The sequence below is a fragment of the Psychrobacter sp. T6-4 genome (genome assembly GCF_052258425.1).
In the GTDB taxonomy this organism is placed as follows: domain Bacteria; phylum Pseudomonadota; class Gammaproteobacteria; order Pseudomonadales; family Moraxellaceae; genus Psychrobacter.
The window spans coordinates 62,896-77,475 of sequence record NZ_JBQQEZ010000003.1; the positions used below are offsets into that span (position 1 = coordinate 62,896).

Annotated in this window: 14 protein-coding genes; 7 read left to right on the plus strand and 7 right to left on the minus strand. The window is 45.4% G+C overall.

The window, feature by feature from the left end; genetic code table 11:
* Positions 1-158: 158 nt before the first annotated feature.
* From ACTXGE_RS03080 to ACTXGE_RS03100, 5 genes are all read right to left on the minus strand, one after another.
* On the minus strand, positions 159-1,187 hold the full coding sequence (locus ACTXGE_RS03080) for an ABC transporter substrate-binding protein (RefSeq protein ID WP_317200383.1): 1,029 nt from the start codon (positions 1,185-1,187) through the stop codon (positions 159-161).
* Positions 1,188-1,265: 78 nt separating this feature from the next.
* The gene (locus tag ACTXGE_RS03085; protein ID WP_443541869.1) at positions 1,266-2,294 is read right to left on the minus strand and encodes an ABC transporter substrate-binding protein; all 1,029 of its coding nucleotides are present in this window, start codon (positions 2,292-2,294) and stop codon (positions 1,266-1,268) included.
* Positions 2,295-2,428: 134 nt separating this feature from the next.
* The gene (locus ACTXGE_RS03090; RefSeq protein WP_443541867.1) at positions 2,429-2,713 is read right to left on the minus strand and encodes a hypothetical protein; all 285 of its coding nucleotides are present in this window, start codon (positions 2,711-2,713) and stop codon (positions 2,429-2,431) included.
* Positions 2,714-2,739: 26 nt separating this feature from the next.
* Positions 2,740-4,830, minus strand: coding sequence for a methionine--tRNA ligase (gene metG, locus ACTXGE_RS03095; protein WP_443541866.1), 2,091 nt, complete (start codon positions 4,828-4,830; stop codon positions 2,740-2,742).
* Between the two features lie 306 nt (positions 4,831-5,136).
* Positions 5,137-6,612, minus strand: coding sequence for a GntP family permease (locus ACTXGE_RS03100; RefSeq protein ID WP_435949193.1), 1,476 nt, complete (start codon positions 6,610-6,612; stop codon positions 5,137-5,139).
* 362 nt (positions 6,613-6,974) lie between these two features.
* Here ACTXGE_RS03100 and ACTXGE_RS03105 point away from each other — a divergent pair, with 362 nt between their 5' ends.
* The 7 genes from ACTXGE_RS03105 to dcd all read left to right on the plus strand — a co-directional run bounded on the left by ACTXGE_RS03105 (position 6,975) and on the right by dcd (position 13,338).
* The gene (locus ACTXGE_RS03105; protein ID WP_443541864.1) at positions 6,975-7,688 is read left to right on the plus strand and encodes a CoA transferase subunit A; all 714 of its coding nucleotides are present in this window, start codon (positions 6,975-6,977) and stop codon (positions 7,686-7,688) included.
* Between the two features lie 55 nt (positions 7,689-7,743).
* Positions 7,744-8,373, plus strand: a complete 630-nt coding sequence (locus ACTXGE_RS03110; protein WP_317200377.1) for a 3-oxoacid CoA-transferase subunit B — start codon at positions 7,744-7,746, stop codon at positions 8,371-8,373.
* Between the two features lie 54 nt (positions 8,374-8,427).
* Positions 8,428-9,228, plus strand: coding sequence for a 3-hydroxybutyrate dehydrogenase (locus ACTXGE_RS03115; protein ID WP_317200376.1), 801 nt, complete (start codon positions 8,428-8,430; stop codon positions 9,226-9,228).
* Between the two features lie 145 nt (positions 9,229-9,373).
* On the plus strand, positions 9,374-10,711 hold the full coding sequence (gene mgtE, locus ACTXGE_RS03120) for a magnesium transporter (RefSeq protein ID WP_443541861.1): 1,338 nt from the start codon (positions 9,374-9,376) through the stop codon (positions 10,709-10,711).
* 175 nt (positions 10,712-10,886) lie between these two features.
* Positions 10,887-12,137: an iron-sulfur cluster carrier protein ApbC gene (gene apbC, locus ACTXGE_RS03125; RefSeq protein ID WP_435949189.1), complete on the plus strand. Its 1,251-nt coding sequence runs from the start codon at positions 10,887-10,889 to the stop codon at positions 12,135-12,137.
* Between the two features lie 49 nt (positions 12,138-12,186).
* Positions 12,187-12,615 (plus strand): hypothetical protein, encoded by a 429-nt coding sequence (locus ACTXGE_RS03130; RefSeq protein ID WP_317200373.1) that lies wholly within the window; start codon positions 12,187-12,189, stop codon positions 12,613-12,615.
* Between the two features lie 147 nt (positions 12,616-12,762).
* A complete protein-coding gene (gene dcd / locus ACTXGE_RS03135; protein WP_317200372.1) occupies positions 12,763-13,338 on the plus strand; it encodes a dCTP deaminase in 576 nt (191 codons plus the stop codon).
* 99 nt (positions 13,339-13,437) lie between these two features.
* Here dcd and ACTXGE_RS03140 read toward each other — a convergent pair whose 3' ends face one another.
* Entirely contained in the window at positions 13,438-13,875 is a 438-nt protein-coding gene (locus tag ACTXGE_RS03140; protein WP_317200371.1) for a ClpXP protease specificity-enhancing factor, read from the minus strand.
* A gap of 53 nt (positions 13,876-13,928) precedes the next feature.
* Positions 13,929-14,543, minus strand: coding sequence for a glutathione S-transferase N-terminal domain-containing protein (locus ACTXGE_RS03145; protein ID WP_317200370.1), 615 nt, complete (start codon positions 14,541-14,543; stop codon positions 13,929-13,931).
* Between the last annotated feature and the right edge of the window lie 37 nt (positions 14,544-14,580).

Below are 14,580 nucleotides of genomic sequence, written 5' to 3' on the forward strand. Positions count from 1 at the left end.
TTGGTATTATAAAACAGGTAGCATTTTAAGATAAGTGTCATTTAAACGTCAGTATCTCAAACCTTAAAAAAGCGCATTGAGCGCTTAAAAAACAACCCAGCGAGTTCCAATCTTGACTGGCTTAGCTGGGTTGTTTGCACTCTTATTATCTAAAAATACTATTCTACCACTTCTTTAGCATTATCAATAACCGCTTGTGGCAAAGTTACGCCTTGTTCCTCAGCATTTTTTGGACTGACGTACAAATCAAGCTTTTGCGGAGTGTAAACAGGGATATCACCTGCGCTCTCGCCATTTAAGATACGGCTAACGATTTTGCCCGTCTCACGACCCAAGCTATAGTAATCAACGCCAAGAGCTGCAATTGCGCCGCGCTCAACAGAGCTAGTATCAGAGGCAATAAGTGGGATTTTGCTCTCTCTTGCAACTTGATACAGCGACTCATAGGCGGAGACGACATTGTTGTCCGTTGACGTATAGATCATATCAACGCGACCTTCTAAGCTACGAGCTGCCATGGCAATATCGTTGCTACGCGCAGCAGGCGCTTCTTGTACCGAGATGCCCATAGGCGCAAGCTTCTCTTTTAGATTCTTTAAGATGATCGTTGAATTGACCTCACCTGGGCTATACACATAACCGACGTTTTTAAGACCTGGGATGATCTGACGCATCAAGTCAATTTGCGGCTCATAAGGAAGCGCATCTGAGCCACCTGTAACGTTAGTGCCTGAACCATCAAGACTAGTAACAAGCTTGGCTTCAACAGGGTCGGTTACTGCTGAGAACACTAGCGGAATACTACTGGTCGCGGCTGCCACTGACTGCGCTGATGGCGTACCAATAGCGACGATGACGTCTGACTCATCAGCGACGAACTGTTTGGCAATCTGACCTGCAGTTGCCGTATTGCCCTGCGCACTTTGGAAGTTGACGTTTAAGTTCTCGCCTTCGGTAAAGCCTTGTTCAGCCAGCTCATCAATGACCCCTTTACGGACATCATCAAGGGCAGGATGCTCTACGATAGCGGTGATAGAGACCGTCTTGGTCGGTAGCGTCGTATCGCCGCCTGCTGCGCCGTCGATAGTCTCAGGATCATCGGTTGGTGCTTGATTACAGCCGGTCAAAATAGCAGTACATAGACCGCCTAACATAAAAGCTTTACGAAAACGATTGGGGTTAAACATAAGTCTTACTCCTAAAAATAAAAGGGTATCCATACAAGGTGTTGAATTTTAACGGTTTTGAACATGAAAGCGATGCGATCACTCGTCAGTGTTTGGTGTTTGAGTATCGACGTTGATAGCCTCTTTGAGTAGCGCAGCTGGTATACTCACGCCTTGCGCCTTGGCATGTTTGGGACTGACATACAAGGTTAGCTCGTTCATGACCTCAGGTGTGATACTGCTAGTGGCTTCACCATTTAATACGCGATATACCATCTTGCCTGTAGTACGGCCAAAGTCGTAATCGTTAACGCCCAGCGCTGCTGTAGCGCCGCGTCCAACACTGAATTCATCAGAGGCGATCACAGGTATTTTGAGCTCATTGGCAGCGTTTGCCATCGCTTCAAATGCCGAGACGACATTATTATCGAGCGAGGTATAAATAATATCAACACGGCCGCCCAAGCTGCGCGTCGCCATAGCGACATCAGTAGGACGGTTAGCAGTGACTTCTAATATATCAAGCCCGCGTGCAGGTGCTGCTTCTTTGAGCTGCTTTAGGACGCCAACTGAGTTAGCCTCACCTGGACTATAAACATAACCTATGGTCTTGGCATCAGGGGCAATCTGCTGAATGAGATCAAGCTGCGGCTCGATAGGCAACTGGCTTGATAACCCTGTAACATTGTCTTGCATAGGTACATTGTTAGCATCAATGAGCTTAGCGCCTAGGGGATCAGATATTGCCGTATAAATGATAGGAATGCTGGTCGTCGATGCAACCACAGACTGCGCTGATGGGGTAGAGATAGCTACAATGGCATCTGGCAGATCGCCTGCAAACTGCTTAGCAATTTGTCCAGCGGTAGCAAGATTGCCCTGCGCACTTTGAAAGTTGACGTTTAGATTTTCGCCTTCGGTATAACCTTGCTCTGCCAGCTCATCTAATATACCGCGCCGGATCTCATCAAGTGAGGGATGCTCAACGATTTGGGTTATAGCTAGGCTTTTGGTCTCTATACTATCTTCAGTTGCATTGGTGTCTGCCGTATTTGAGCAACCGATCAAGCCCAGCGCGCCAATAGTAGCAGCATATAGATTGAGACGTAGAGTCGTGGCAAAAGTCATAATAGAAGAACTCTTTTATTAAGTGAGGGGCATATCAGTGCTGATGGTATTGTAACCTTTGCTATATTATGACAGCAAGGTTACCTTGTGCAATAAGAAGCGCAATAAAAACTATACTATCTAAGCCAAAAGGCTCAATCAAAAACACGCCAAAGGCTACGAAATAGCCAAGCAATGACATAAAAAGGTATCTCTACTATATCTATAAAGAAAAACCAATCCCATGTATCCCAGTCAACATGACGCTGTCGACGCGATGTGGGTTTGATGTCTGCTGTAAACCAAAAAAGCAGTATACTAATGAGCGCGCAGCCAATAGCTATCCATAATGCGGTTATATCACTAGTCATGTACCAATAAATGATAAGTCCAAATGCGGTATAGATAAGAATATCAGCTAGCAGCCTAAGCAATACCATAAGACGCTCCAGGAACCGCGGCTTACTTAAGCAAGGGTGTCACCAACGACGCACTCATCAGGTAAAGTCACAACGGTCAGTCCCGTTTTTGGATCACCTGTTGATAGCACCATGCCCTCTGATACACCAAATTTCATCTTACGCGGGGCAAGATTGGTCACGCAAATCACCTTTTTGCCCGTTAATTGTTCAGGCTCATAAAACTTACGGATACCACTAAACACATTACGCGGCTGGTCTTCGCCAACGTCTAAGGTAAATTGCAATAACTTGTCCGCGCCCTCGACATGATTACACTCAACCACATGCGCGACCCTCATCTCAACCTTAGCAAAGTCTTCAATACCGATGTAGTCATCAGCACTATCGTTAGTTTGCTCAGTATTTTTCTTATCGGCTACTGCTTTAGTGTCATTACTAACTGCTGGCGCGTCTGTTTGTGTAAGTGACGCTTTTGAGTCTTCAACCATCGCCGCCACGTCTTTTTCTTCGATACGCTGCATAAGCGGTTTAAACTTATTGATCTTGTGGCCTAGCAGCCACTGGTTACGACTGGCGAAGCTTAAATCATCAATATTTAAGAACGCTTTGGCATTGCCCGTAAGCTCAGGTAGTACAGGCGCAAGATAAACCATCAATTGACGGAAAATATTAATCGCCACCGAGCAGACGTCTTGTACTTCTTGCTCAGTGCCCTCAATCTTAGCAAGCGACCAGGGCTTTTTGTCATCAATATACTCATTGGCCTTGTCCGCGCATTGCATAATTAGGCGCATGGCTCGCGCAAACTCACGATTCTCATAAGCGGCGGCAATCTCATCACCCGTCTTGGTGATATCTTCTAGTAGCGTTGACTCTACGCAAGTATCAGACAGCATACCGTCATACTTTTTGACCAAGAATCCTGCACTGCGACTGGCGATATTGACCACTTTACCGACTAAGTCAGAATTAACCTTTTGCATAAAGTCTTCTAAATCAAGGTTAATGTCTTCGACTTTATCAGAGAGTTTACTCGCAAAGTAATAACGTAAGTACTCAGGATGCAAGTGCTCAGCGTAGGTTTCAGCCTTGATAAAGGTGCCGCGTGATTTACTCATCTTCTCGCCATTGACCATCAAAAAGCCGTGCGCGAAGACACCCGTTGGCGTACGGAATTCACTACCTGCGAGCATAGCGGGCCAAAACAGCGCATGGAAATAGACGATATCTTTACCGATGAAGTGATAAACCTCGGTTTTGTGCTCATTCTCTTGCATCCAATAGCGATCAAAGTCCAGCTCGTTATCGCCGCCTTTGCGCTTATCACACAAGTTTTGAAAACTTGCCATGTAGCCCACGGGCGCATCTAGCCAGACATAAAAGTATTTGTCTGGCTCATCACTTGGGGTATCAGGAATTTTGAAGCCAAAGTAGGGCGCATCACGCGAGATGTCCCAGCTGGCAAGACCGGCATCAAACCACTCTTGGAGTTTGTTGGCAACGGAGACTTGCAAGCGATTGTCACTGCGTGTCCAGTCTTTTAAAAACTGCTCAAACCCTGGCAAATCAAAGAAGTAGTGCTTTGAGGTTTTGAGTACAGGCGTCGCATCTGATAACGTCGAATAAGGGTTGATCAGATCTGTCGCATCATAGGTGGTGCCGCAGACTTCGCAGTTATCGCCGTATTGATCCATCGCACCGCATTCAGGGCATTGACCTTTGACAAAACGATCGGCTAAGAACAGCTGTTTTTCGGGGTCAAATAATTGCTCGACGTCGCGGGTACTGATATGTCCTGCGCTATTAAGACGACGATAAATCAGCTCTGAGAAGTGCTTGTTTTCTTCTGAATGAGTGGTGTGATAATTATCAAAATCAATCAAAAATTTTGCAAAGTCCGCTTCGTGCGAGGCTTTGACTGAGGCGATTTGCTCCTCTGGCGTAATACCGTTAGACTCAGCTTTGAGCATGATAGCGGTGCCGTGAGCATCATCGGCGCAGACATAAGTGACCTGATGGCCCTGCGCTTTCATCGCCCGTACCCAAATGTCGGTTTGAATGTATTCTACAAGATGGCCTAAATGGATGTAGCCATTGGCATAAGGTAAGGCACTGGTTACTAAAATCTCACGCACGTTTATCACCTATATTTTTATCTAAAAAGGGTAGTGGTCAATCGCTCTAGGCATCATTGCCATTATCAACAAAGAGGAGTGCAAAGAACGGGACGCACCAAAATAAAAAATTGTGCCTATGATACCGTAATTTAGCCAAAGTTGTGATAGTGCTTAGTAATAAACCTATGCATTGATGCGATCCGTGTAGCACATACTCATTTAATCAGTTTAAAAGTCAAAACCAAAAAGCCCACCAAGCAAGTGCTAAGTGGGCTTTAAATTATATTAAACCGTTTTAAAGGGTACGTTTAGAACGATCCAAACTTAGAATGATCCGAACAAAGTACCCAAAGTGATGACAGCAATAACAGCGATGAGTGGAATTACCATCGTAACGACTGCTAGATTAAGATAAGACTGCTTATGGGTCAGACCACAAATAGCAAACAAGGTGATGACCGCGCCGCTATGGGGCAAGGTGTCAAGACCACCTGCTGCCATGACAGCGACTCGGTGCATCAGCTCAGGGTCAATACCCGCTTCGACCGCCATTCTGAGATAATCCTCACCTAATGTCGATAGGGCAATACTCAAACCACCAGAAGATGAGCCTGTGATACCGGCAAGCGTAGTCATAGCAACCGCTTCTGATATCAGCGGATTATTGGGATTGAGGTTTAAGATACTATCACGAATGATAAGAAACCCTGCAAGCGAGGCGATAACCGCGCCGTAACCCACCTCTGAGGCGGTGTTAAATATCGGCAACATCGAATCATAAGTACCACGGTTAATGGTTTTTTGTAGATTACTCCAGTGACCGATGCGCAGCACAATCAGCACGATAATAGCGATGACCAAAGAGATGATAATAGACCAAAGACCTAGTGAGCCTTCGATATTAAGATCAGGGAACTGCGTTTGTAAGCTGCTAAAGTCCATCGCAGGAAAGATAAAGTAGGTGAGCATGGCGTTCAATGCGATAACCAAAACCAGCGGAATCATCGCAACCACAAAGGAGGTTTGATGAGTGTTGCGCGCTTCACTTGTTGTCGCTAGGTTGCTCTTAGCGACGTTCTCTTGCGCGACGTTTTCCTGAACAGGCTCTTTTTTGGCATCGATACCACCGACGCCGACGTCTTCGTCGTCATGCTGACCATAACCTTCACCTGCGGCATTGGCTTTTTTGGCGCGTGATTGTAACCACAGCCATCCACCAATGAACATGATGGTACCGCCGATTATCCCTAAGATGGGCGCTGCAAAGACATTAGTATTGTAATAAGGAATAGGGATAGCGTTTTGAATCGCAGGCGTACCGGGCAGGGCGGTCATAGTAAAGGTAAAAGAGCCTAGTGCGATAGCCGCTGGAATCAAGCGCTTAGGGATATCAGCCGCTCTAAATAAGTCCTTGGCGATAGGGTAGATAGCAAAGGCTACAACAAATAGCGAGACGCCGCCGTAGGTCAAGATAGCACAGACTAAAATCACCGCAAGGATAGCTTTGCTTGCGCCAAGCTTTTTGACTACGGTATTGGCAATCGCGGTTGCGGCGCCTGAGTCTGCCATCAAACGCCCAAAGAGTGCGCCTAGTAAGAATATAGGAAAAAACTTCAGTAAGAATCCGCTAAGTGCGCCCATAAAGATATCGGTATAGGCGGGGATACTCGTCAAAAAATCACCCGATAGCAATACAGCTAGTGTTGCCATAATCGGTGCTAAAATCAGTACAGAATAGCCGCGATAGGCAAAAAACATGAGCAGTAATAACGTGATGACAATAGCAAGTGTGCTAAACATAAGCCTTCTCCTTGGCATAAAGTAGACCGCGAATAAATGGTATCCGCGGCCCTATAAATTATTTAATCAATCAGTGTGTATAACGCTAATATAAAAATGCTGACCATAGTACTCAAAGCAGCTATAGGATAACCAGTCGCTATGATATAACGACTGTTATCGAAGCCTCTATCTCTTATCGATACGATATAGCTGCTATCTTTACTATCATCTTAACGTTCTTGGCTAGTCGCTAAGATGATAATATGCTAAGTTAGCACATATGTTGTATACAAGATATATTGATACAAGGTGTATTGTTTTAAATTTTCTGTAGATTATGGGTTAATATTAAAAAATGCTAAATTAGCAAGGAGCTGAGCATGAGTCAATCAAAAGTATATAGTACGGCACAAGATGCCCTAAAGGGTATCGTGAGTGATGGACAAACCCTCGCTATTGGCGGTTTTGGCCTGTGCGGCATTCCAGAAGCGCTTATTGAAGCGTTACGCGATAGCGGTGTCAAAAATCTTACTTGTATTAGTAACAACGCCGGTGTCGATGATTTTGGCTTGGGACTATTATTACAAACCCGCCAAATCAAAAAAATGATCTCATCATATGTGGGCGAAAACAAAGAGTTTGAGCGCCAATACTTGGCAGGCGAGTTAGAAGTTGAGCTGACCCCGCAAGGCACATTAGCAGAAAGACTACGTTCAGGCGGTGCAGGTATTCCCGCATTTTATACCGCGACAGGCGTCGGTACCTTAGTTGCTGAAGGCAAGGAGACCCGCGACTTTGAGGGTCGTACTTATATTCTTGAGCGTGCATTAAACGCGGATATCTCCCTCGTCAAAGCGCTAAAAGCGGACAAAGCAGGTAACTTAATATTTAGTAAAACCGCGCGCAACTTCAATCCAGACTGTGCAACAGCAGGCAAAATTACCATTGCTGAGGTTGAGGAAATCGTAGAGACAGGCACGCTTGATCCCAATGAGATACATCTGCCTGGTATCTATGTGCAACGTATTGTACTCAATAGCGCTCCTGAAAAACGCATTGAGAAAATTACGACAAAAGCCGCTGAGAGCGCTTAAGCACTAAGTTGAACTAAGACCAAAAAGAATACGATAATTTTTAAGGATAAATACCATGGCATGGACAAGAGAGCAAATGGCGCAGCGCGCCGCACAAGAGTTGCAAGATGGTTATTACGTCAATTTAGGCATTGGCCTGCCGACACTGGTGGCCAATTACATCCCTGAGGGCGTAGACGTTTGGCTACAGTCTGAGAATGGCTTATTAGGTATCGGCGAGTTCCCGACCGAAGATAATGTCGATGCAGATTTGATTAACGCCGGTAAGCAAACGGTAACCGCAAAACCTGGTGCTAGCTTTTTTAGCAGCTCAGAGTCGTTTGCGATGATTCGTGGTGGTCACGTCAATCTGGCGATACTTGGCGCAATGGAGGTCTCAGAAAACGGTGATCTGGCCAACTGGATGATCCCCAAAAAGATGGTCAAAGGTATGGGCGGCGCGATGGACTTGGTCGCAGGCGTGCAACGAGTGATTGTACTCATGGAGCAAGTGAACAAACATGGCGATCCCAAAATCCTTGCCAACTGTGAGCTACCATTGACCGGTAAAGGTGTTGTTGATCGCATTATTACCGAACTTGCAGTGCTTGATGTCACAGATCAAGGACTTAAACTTGTCGAACTAGCCGATGATGTCAGCTTCGATGAGCTACAAGAAAAAACCCCAGTAACCATAATCCAGTAAGTACGATTATTCAATAAGTCCATTTAATAAAAAATTAAAGTAAGGAATAAAAGTATGGCGACCGAACTACAACATGATTTGACAGGTAAAGTAGCATTAGTCACAGGCTCAGCTAGCGGCATCGGACGTGATATCGCTGAGACTTATGCCAAGGCAGGCGCTGCAGTCGGTATTGCAGATATCAATTTGGATGCCGCTCAAGAGACAGTTGATGCCATCAAAGAGGCTGGTGGACAAGCGTTAGCAATCGAGATGGATGTTACCTCGGAGGATGCAGTCAACGCAGGTGTGCAGCAGCTGGTCGACACCTTTGGCGGTATTGACATTCTTGTCTCCAATGCCGGTATTCAGATTATCAACCCAATTGACAAAATGGCATTTGATGACTGGAAAAAAATGCTCGCTATTCATCTAGATGGCGCTTTTTTGACAACCAAAGCCGCTGTCAAGCATATGTATAAAGACGACAAAGGCGGTACGGTTATTTATATGGGTTCGGTACACTCACACGAAGCCTCACTCTACAAAGCGCCTTATGTTACCGCCAAGCATGGTCTATTAGGGCTGTGCCGCGTACTGGCAAAAGAGGGCGGCGAGCACAACGTACGCTCGCATGTGATTTGCCCAGGCTTTGTCAAAACCCCACTGGTCGAAAAGCAGATCCCTGAGCAAGCCAAAGAGAAGGGCATTAGCGAAGAAGAAGTCGTCAACGATATTATGCTAGTCAATACCGTTGATAAAGAGTTCACTACCGTTGATGATATCGCTCAGTTGGCATTATTTCTAGCCGCATTCCCAACCAATGTATTCACAGGACAATCCATCGTCGCCAGTCATGGCTGGTTTATGAACTAATGGATTAATGAGCCTAAGCCTTTATCCGCTTGCTTATAAATCACCCATCCGCTAGCATCTTCTTTATGAGATAAAAAAGAGCCAATCATATTGGCTCTTTTTTTATTTATAATCAAATCTTCTCGCATCGCACAGAGCAATTATAATGAACTATCAAGATATCGCGTTAACGTTAAGCGCTGCTATTGAGCAGCAGCAGTTTACGCCCGCAATGAATCAACTACAGGCTTTGCGCCCTATTGATAGCGCTGATGTGCTTGCGCTGATGGATACGACGCTCGCTTGGCAGTTATTGGAGCGCCTGCCCAATCGCTCAACTATATTTGCGTACCTAGAGCCTGATGTACAGGTCGCTATGGCGCACAAGTTCCCGCGTGAGAGTATGGCAATCTTGATAGGGGAGATGCCAGCGGACGCGCGCACTGACCTGTACAAGCATCTTAACCAAGAGCAGCGCGATGCCCTGCTGCCCGCATTAGCGCAAGCCAAACGCGAAGACATTCGCAGGCTATCGGCCTACGAGGAGCGTACCGCTGGGGCTTTGATGACCTCTGATTATGCCACCTTAGCGCCAAAGATGACGGTGGCGCAAGCGCTAGATGCTCTAAGATTAGAGGCACCTGACGCTGAGACGATTTATCATGCCTATGTCATAGATGATGCCCGTAAACTCCTAGGCGTGGTGTCATTACGAGTGCTCATTTTAGCGTCCCCTGAGCAAGTGATTAACGATATTATGATGAGTAGTGTGGTGTCATCTAACGCCTCTGACGATCAAGAAGACGTCGCCAAAGTCGTAGCTCGTTACGATCTCATTGCACTGCCAATTACTGACGATAATGGCGCTTTAGTTGGTATCGTCACTCATGATGATGCGATGGATGTTGCTAGCGATGAAGCGACTGATGACTTTCATAAGTCAGCTGGCGTCACGACTATGGTCGGTAGGCTCAAAGATGTGAGCGTTAAAGTGCTGTATCGTAAGCGCGTCTTTTGGCTGGTCTTATTGATATTTGGCAATCTGCTCTCAGGCTTTAGTATTGCCAACTTTGAAAATGTTATTGCCGCCAATTTAGTACTAGTATTTTTCTTGCCGTTATTGGTCGATAGTGGTGGTAATGCAGGCTCACAGTCTGCCACTTTGATGGTACGAGCGCTCGCTACTGGCGATGTGGTGATGAAGGATTGGTTTTCACTACTAGGCCGTGAAGCTTTAGTTGCACTTGTGCTAGGAGCTACGATGGCGGTCGCTGTCGCTATTATCGGCTATATCCGCGGTGACGCTATCGTATCGGTGGTGCTAGCGCTGAGCATGGTGTCGGTAGTTATCATTGGTAGTGTGATCGGCATGAGTCTGCCTTTTGTACTTAACAAGTTAGGCTTTGACCCTGCCACGGCCAGTGCGCCTTTGATAACTTCAATAAGTGATGCCTCGGGCGTGCTTATTTACTTATTCATCGCTTCAAAGTTTTTGGCGATATAAAGTCGGCTTTAAGCATTAACTAACAAATCATTCGTTCACACTAAAAGGTAACAATCTGTTGACTCATAAGAGTTGCTGGTTTTTTAATAGTGTCAATTGGGCTACACTGAACCTCCAATAATGATTGATGATCCAGCCCATAAAAACCATCTTTTTATAAGAAGTAAAAATAGCTATGTTCAACTTTATAAAAAAAATAACCTCTGACAAACCTGAAACCCCGCAGCAGCAAGCACAGCGCGATAGTGCAGTGGACAAGGTATTGCTTGGCTATGAAGTCGGCACTATTAGTATCGCTACTATGGTGACTGGGCTTGAGCGCAATGGTGATGAGCTGACTTTAGATTTGCGTTTGCCTGTTAACAGTGACCCTGAAACCATCCAACAGGAGCTTGGGCAACTACTGCATCCGCACGGCATCAAGACCATTCATATGAATGTACGCCTACCTGCACCAGCCAAAGGCACAGGGTCAACGTTGCCAAAACAAATGCCAAAGACGATCAATGCTATGGACGCTCAGAGCCAGCCAGCAGCAAAACCTGATAGCATGTCTAAAACAACCCCTAGTACTAATGATACTGACGCCGAACCACCGATTACCAAGGCTGCGCCAACGCAAGCCTCCCTAACTGCGCATCCTCGCATTCGTCATATCATCGTCGTCGCCTCTGGCAAGGGCGGCGTTGGCAAATCAACAACGACGGTCAATATTGCGTTAGCTTTACAAAAGCTTGGCGGGCGTGTCGGTGTGCTGGACGCTGATATCTATGGCCCTAGTATACCAACGATGCTAGGCGTCGCCGATGTCAAACCGCAACTAGAGAACGAGCAGTTCGTCCCAGTTGAGGCGCATGGCCTTGCAATGCTATCTATTGGTAGCTTGCTCGATAGTGATAATACGCCTGTTGCCTGGCGTGGTCCCAAAGCTACTGGCGCATTGATGCAACTGTACAACCAAACCAACTGGCCGCAGCTTGATTATCTGGTGATAGATATGCCGCCAGGTACAGGTGATATTCAGCTGACACTCGCTCAGCGAATACCAGTGACAGGAGCGGTGATTGTGACTACTCCGCAGCATGTAGCGCTGTTAGATGCGCAAAAAGGCATTGAGATGTTTAATAAGACCAATATTCCCGTACTTGGCGTGGTTGAAAATATGGCTTTGCATACCTGTAGCAACTGCGGAACTACCGAAGCTATTTTTGGAGTCGGCGGCGGCGAAATTATCGCTGAGCAGTATCAAGTACCGTTATTAGGTCAGTTGCCTCTCGCTAGCGGTATTCGCGCACAAGTGGATAAAGGTGAGCCTAGCGTACTCGCTGATGATGAGTTTGCATCATATTATATAAATATCGCCAAAAACATCGAAGCCAATATTAATAAGTTCGCTAAGCCTGTTGATGACAAGCGGATATTTTAGAAGGGTAACTCATGATCAATAGCATAAAAAGGGATTTTTAGTGAGCATAATGACCTATGATAACTATCTGAAAAGGCTACCTAAGCAGCATAAGTTATTAAAAATGCTGCGTCCGCCCGTGTATGAGATTGAGTTATCAAATAATCAATTGAATGCGACGGCTTACTATAAAGACGGCAGTACCAAAAGCCATCAGGTTAATGCTAACTTTAGCAACCGCCGTCTGCTATTTATAGACTTCTCTACTGCTACACAAGCAATAGTAGACTTACTATCTAAATTTCCCAAACACTCTTATGGGATCAGTGGTATTGCTATTATTAATGTCAGCGAAGCGTTATTGGATGGATTAACGCCTGTTGAAACTAGGATGATCATAGAATTAATTCACGTTGCATCAAACCAAGCAAAAAGAAGAGCAGTAAGTACAGTAATCAGCTACCAAGGACAATCAGTAGCTGATGAATCAGATAAATAATAAAGGCATGGATAAAACTGATATAAACAATCCTTTATATCTGTTATAAAATCTATAAATCAGCGTCTGAGTTCCGTATAATCACCAGTACCAAAACCTCTTACAAATTTATAAGTTACATATTGTACTCAATAGTTAAGGATAAAAATGTCTATCAAGTCTGATCGCTGGATTCGTGAGCAAGCTCAAAATCATGGCATGATTGAGCCGTTCGAAGCAGGTCAAGTGCGCTTTAATGATGCAGGCGAGCGTCTCATTAGCTACGGCACCTCAAGCTATGGTTATGATGTTCGCTGCGCGCCTGAATTCAAAGTCTTTACCAACGTGCATTCTGTCGTTGTCGATCCCAAAAACTTCGATGAAAAGAGCTTTATCGATATCGTAGGTGATGAGTGTATCATTCCGCCCAACTCGTTTGCCTTGGCGCGTACGATGGAGTATTTCCGTATTCCGCGTGATGTCTTGACGATCTGCTTAGGTAAATCGACTTACGCTCGCTGCGGTATCATCGTTAACGTCACGCCACTAGAGCCTGAGTGGGAAGGGCATGTCACTCTAGAATTTAGCAATACGACCAACTTGCCCGCGCGTATTTATGCAGGTGAAGGGGTCGCGCAAATGCTGTTTTTTCAGAGCGATGCTGATGACGTTTGCGAGACCAGCTATAAAGATCGCGGCGGTAAATATCAAGGTCAACGCGGTGTGACTCTGCCAAGAACCTAAGCTAAAAATTAGAAAGGGTTAAGGTTAAAGCTCTTTTAAACAGGCAGCAAAAAGCTGGTCGTATACAATACGACCAGCTTTTTGTATTTTATACTTAGACTATTTCAACACTTTTAAACCTGCTTTGTTATCGCGTTTGGGTTTTGGCGCAGCACTAGGGCTCTTTTTAACAGCTCCTTCTGCATCGTCTTTAGGCTGATAGTTATCATACTCGTTAGGATCAAAGAACATTCCTTGCGAGTTCTCTTTGGCATAAATACCCATGACTGCTGTCAGAGGTACCCAAATCTCCTGTGACACTCCGCCAAAACGCGCACTAAAGTGAATATAGTCATTTTCCATACTCATATTGCCTGTCGCACGGCTGGCGATATTTAAGACAATACGGCCATCTTGCACATGCTCTGTCGGTATTTGCACATTTTCAGCAGTCGCATCTACCATAAGATATGGCGTCAATGCATTATCTTCTATCCATTGATAAAGCGCACGTACCATATAAGGACGGGTTGGGGTAATGGAGGTTGTTTCACTCATGTTCTAACTTCCTATACTAACAATTGTAAAAGGTTCATTTTTTTGATTTTAAATCAGCGTACGCTCTTTTTGAAGCTATCTCTCTCAAATACGCGAGTTTGGTAGTCAAGTAGAGGACGACTAATAGCACGAGGTAGCTCGATATTCATCTCCTCAAGTCGCCATAATAGCGGCGCGAGTAACACATCACACCAGCCAAACTCATCAGCCATAAAATACGATTTATGGGCGAATAGAGGTGATAAAGTAATAAGAGAGTCTGCTAATTGCTTTTTTGCGACGCCAGCTTGTGCCTTATTAAAACTGTCTGGGTGCATAAGTAGGCGCTTACCTAGTACCAGCCAGTCGTGCTGAATACGCCATGCCAATTGACGAAACTGCGCGCGCTCCTGCGGCGTGTCGGGCAGTAGCTTATTGGCGTGATAACGCTCTTCTAAATACTCAAAGATAACGTTGATCTCATACAGAGCAATCTCGCGCTGTTGTAGCACTGGGAGAGTATGATAAGGGTTTAGCTCCGTCAAATCCTCAGGCCGCTCAGAATGTAGGCGCGATAAGTAATAAGCGAGCTTTTTTTCTTCAAGTAATAGGCGTACCACATGACTATCGTAGCCGTCGTCCGCATACAAAATCAGCTGACTACTTGGAATGTCATTCGCATCAATCATGAAAGCCTAATGTTAATAGTGAAGATTGCCATCGTAA

What these genes read in the sequence shown, in the direction of transcription:
- ACTXGE_RS03145 (WP_317200370.1), bottom strand. Translation starts at nt 14,543, where the DNA reads ATGATTGATGCGAATGACATTCCAAGTAGTCAGCTGATTTTGTATGCG.
- ACTXGE_RS03090 (WP_443541867.1), bottom strand. Translation starts at nt 2,713, where the DNA reads ATGGTATTGCTTAGGCTGCTAGCTGATATTCTTATCTATACCGCATTT.
- ACTXGE_RS03080 (WP_317200383.1), bottom strand. Translation starts at nt 1,187, where the DNA reads ATGTTTAACCCCAATCGTTTTCGTAAAGCTTTTATGTTAGGCGGTCTA.
- apbC (WP_435949189.1), top strand. Translation starts at nt 10,887, where the DNA reads ATGTTCAACTTTATAAAAAAAATAACCTCTGACAAACCTGAAACCCCG.
- ACTXGE_RS03105 (WP_443541864.1), top strand. Translation starts at nt 6,975, where the DNA reads ATGAGTCAATCAAAAGTATATAGTACGGCACAAGATGCCCTAAAGGGT.
- dcd (WP_317200372.1), top strand. Translation starts at nt 12,763, where the DNA reads ATGTCTATCAAGTCTGATCGCTGGATTCGTGAGCAAGCTCAAAATCAT.
- ACTXGE_RS03130 (WP_317200373.1), top strand. Translation starts at nt 12,187, where the DNA reads ATGACCTATGATAACTATCTGAAAAGGCTACCTAAGCAGCATAAGTTA.
- ACTXGE_RS03140 (WP_317200371.1), bottom strand. Translation starts at nt 13,875, where the DNA reads ATGAGTGAAACAACCTCCATTACCCCAACCCGTCCTTATATGGTACGT.
- ACTXGE_RS03110 (WP_317200377.1), top strand. Translation starts at nt 7,744, where the DNA reads ATGGCATGGACAAGAGAGCAAATGGCGCAGCGCGCCGCACAAGAGTTG.
- ACTXGE_RS03115 (WP_317200376.1), top strand. Translation starts at nt 8,428, where the DNA reads ATGGCGACCGAACTACAACATGATTTGACAGGTAAAGTAGCATTAGTC.
- ACTXGE_RS03085 (WP_443541869.1), bottom strand. Translation starts at nt 2,294, where the DNA reads ATGACTTTTGCCACGACTCTACGTCTCAATCTATATGCTGCTACTATT.
- mgtE (WP_443541861.1), top strand. Translation starts at nt 9,374, where the DNA reads ATGAACTATCAAGATATCGCGTTAACGTTAAGCGCTGCTATTGAGCAG.
- ACTXGE_RS03100 (WP_435949193.1), bottom strand. Translation starts at nt 6,612, where the DNA reads ATGTTTAGCACACTTGCTATTGTCATCACGTTATTACTGCTCATGTTT.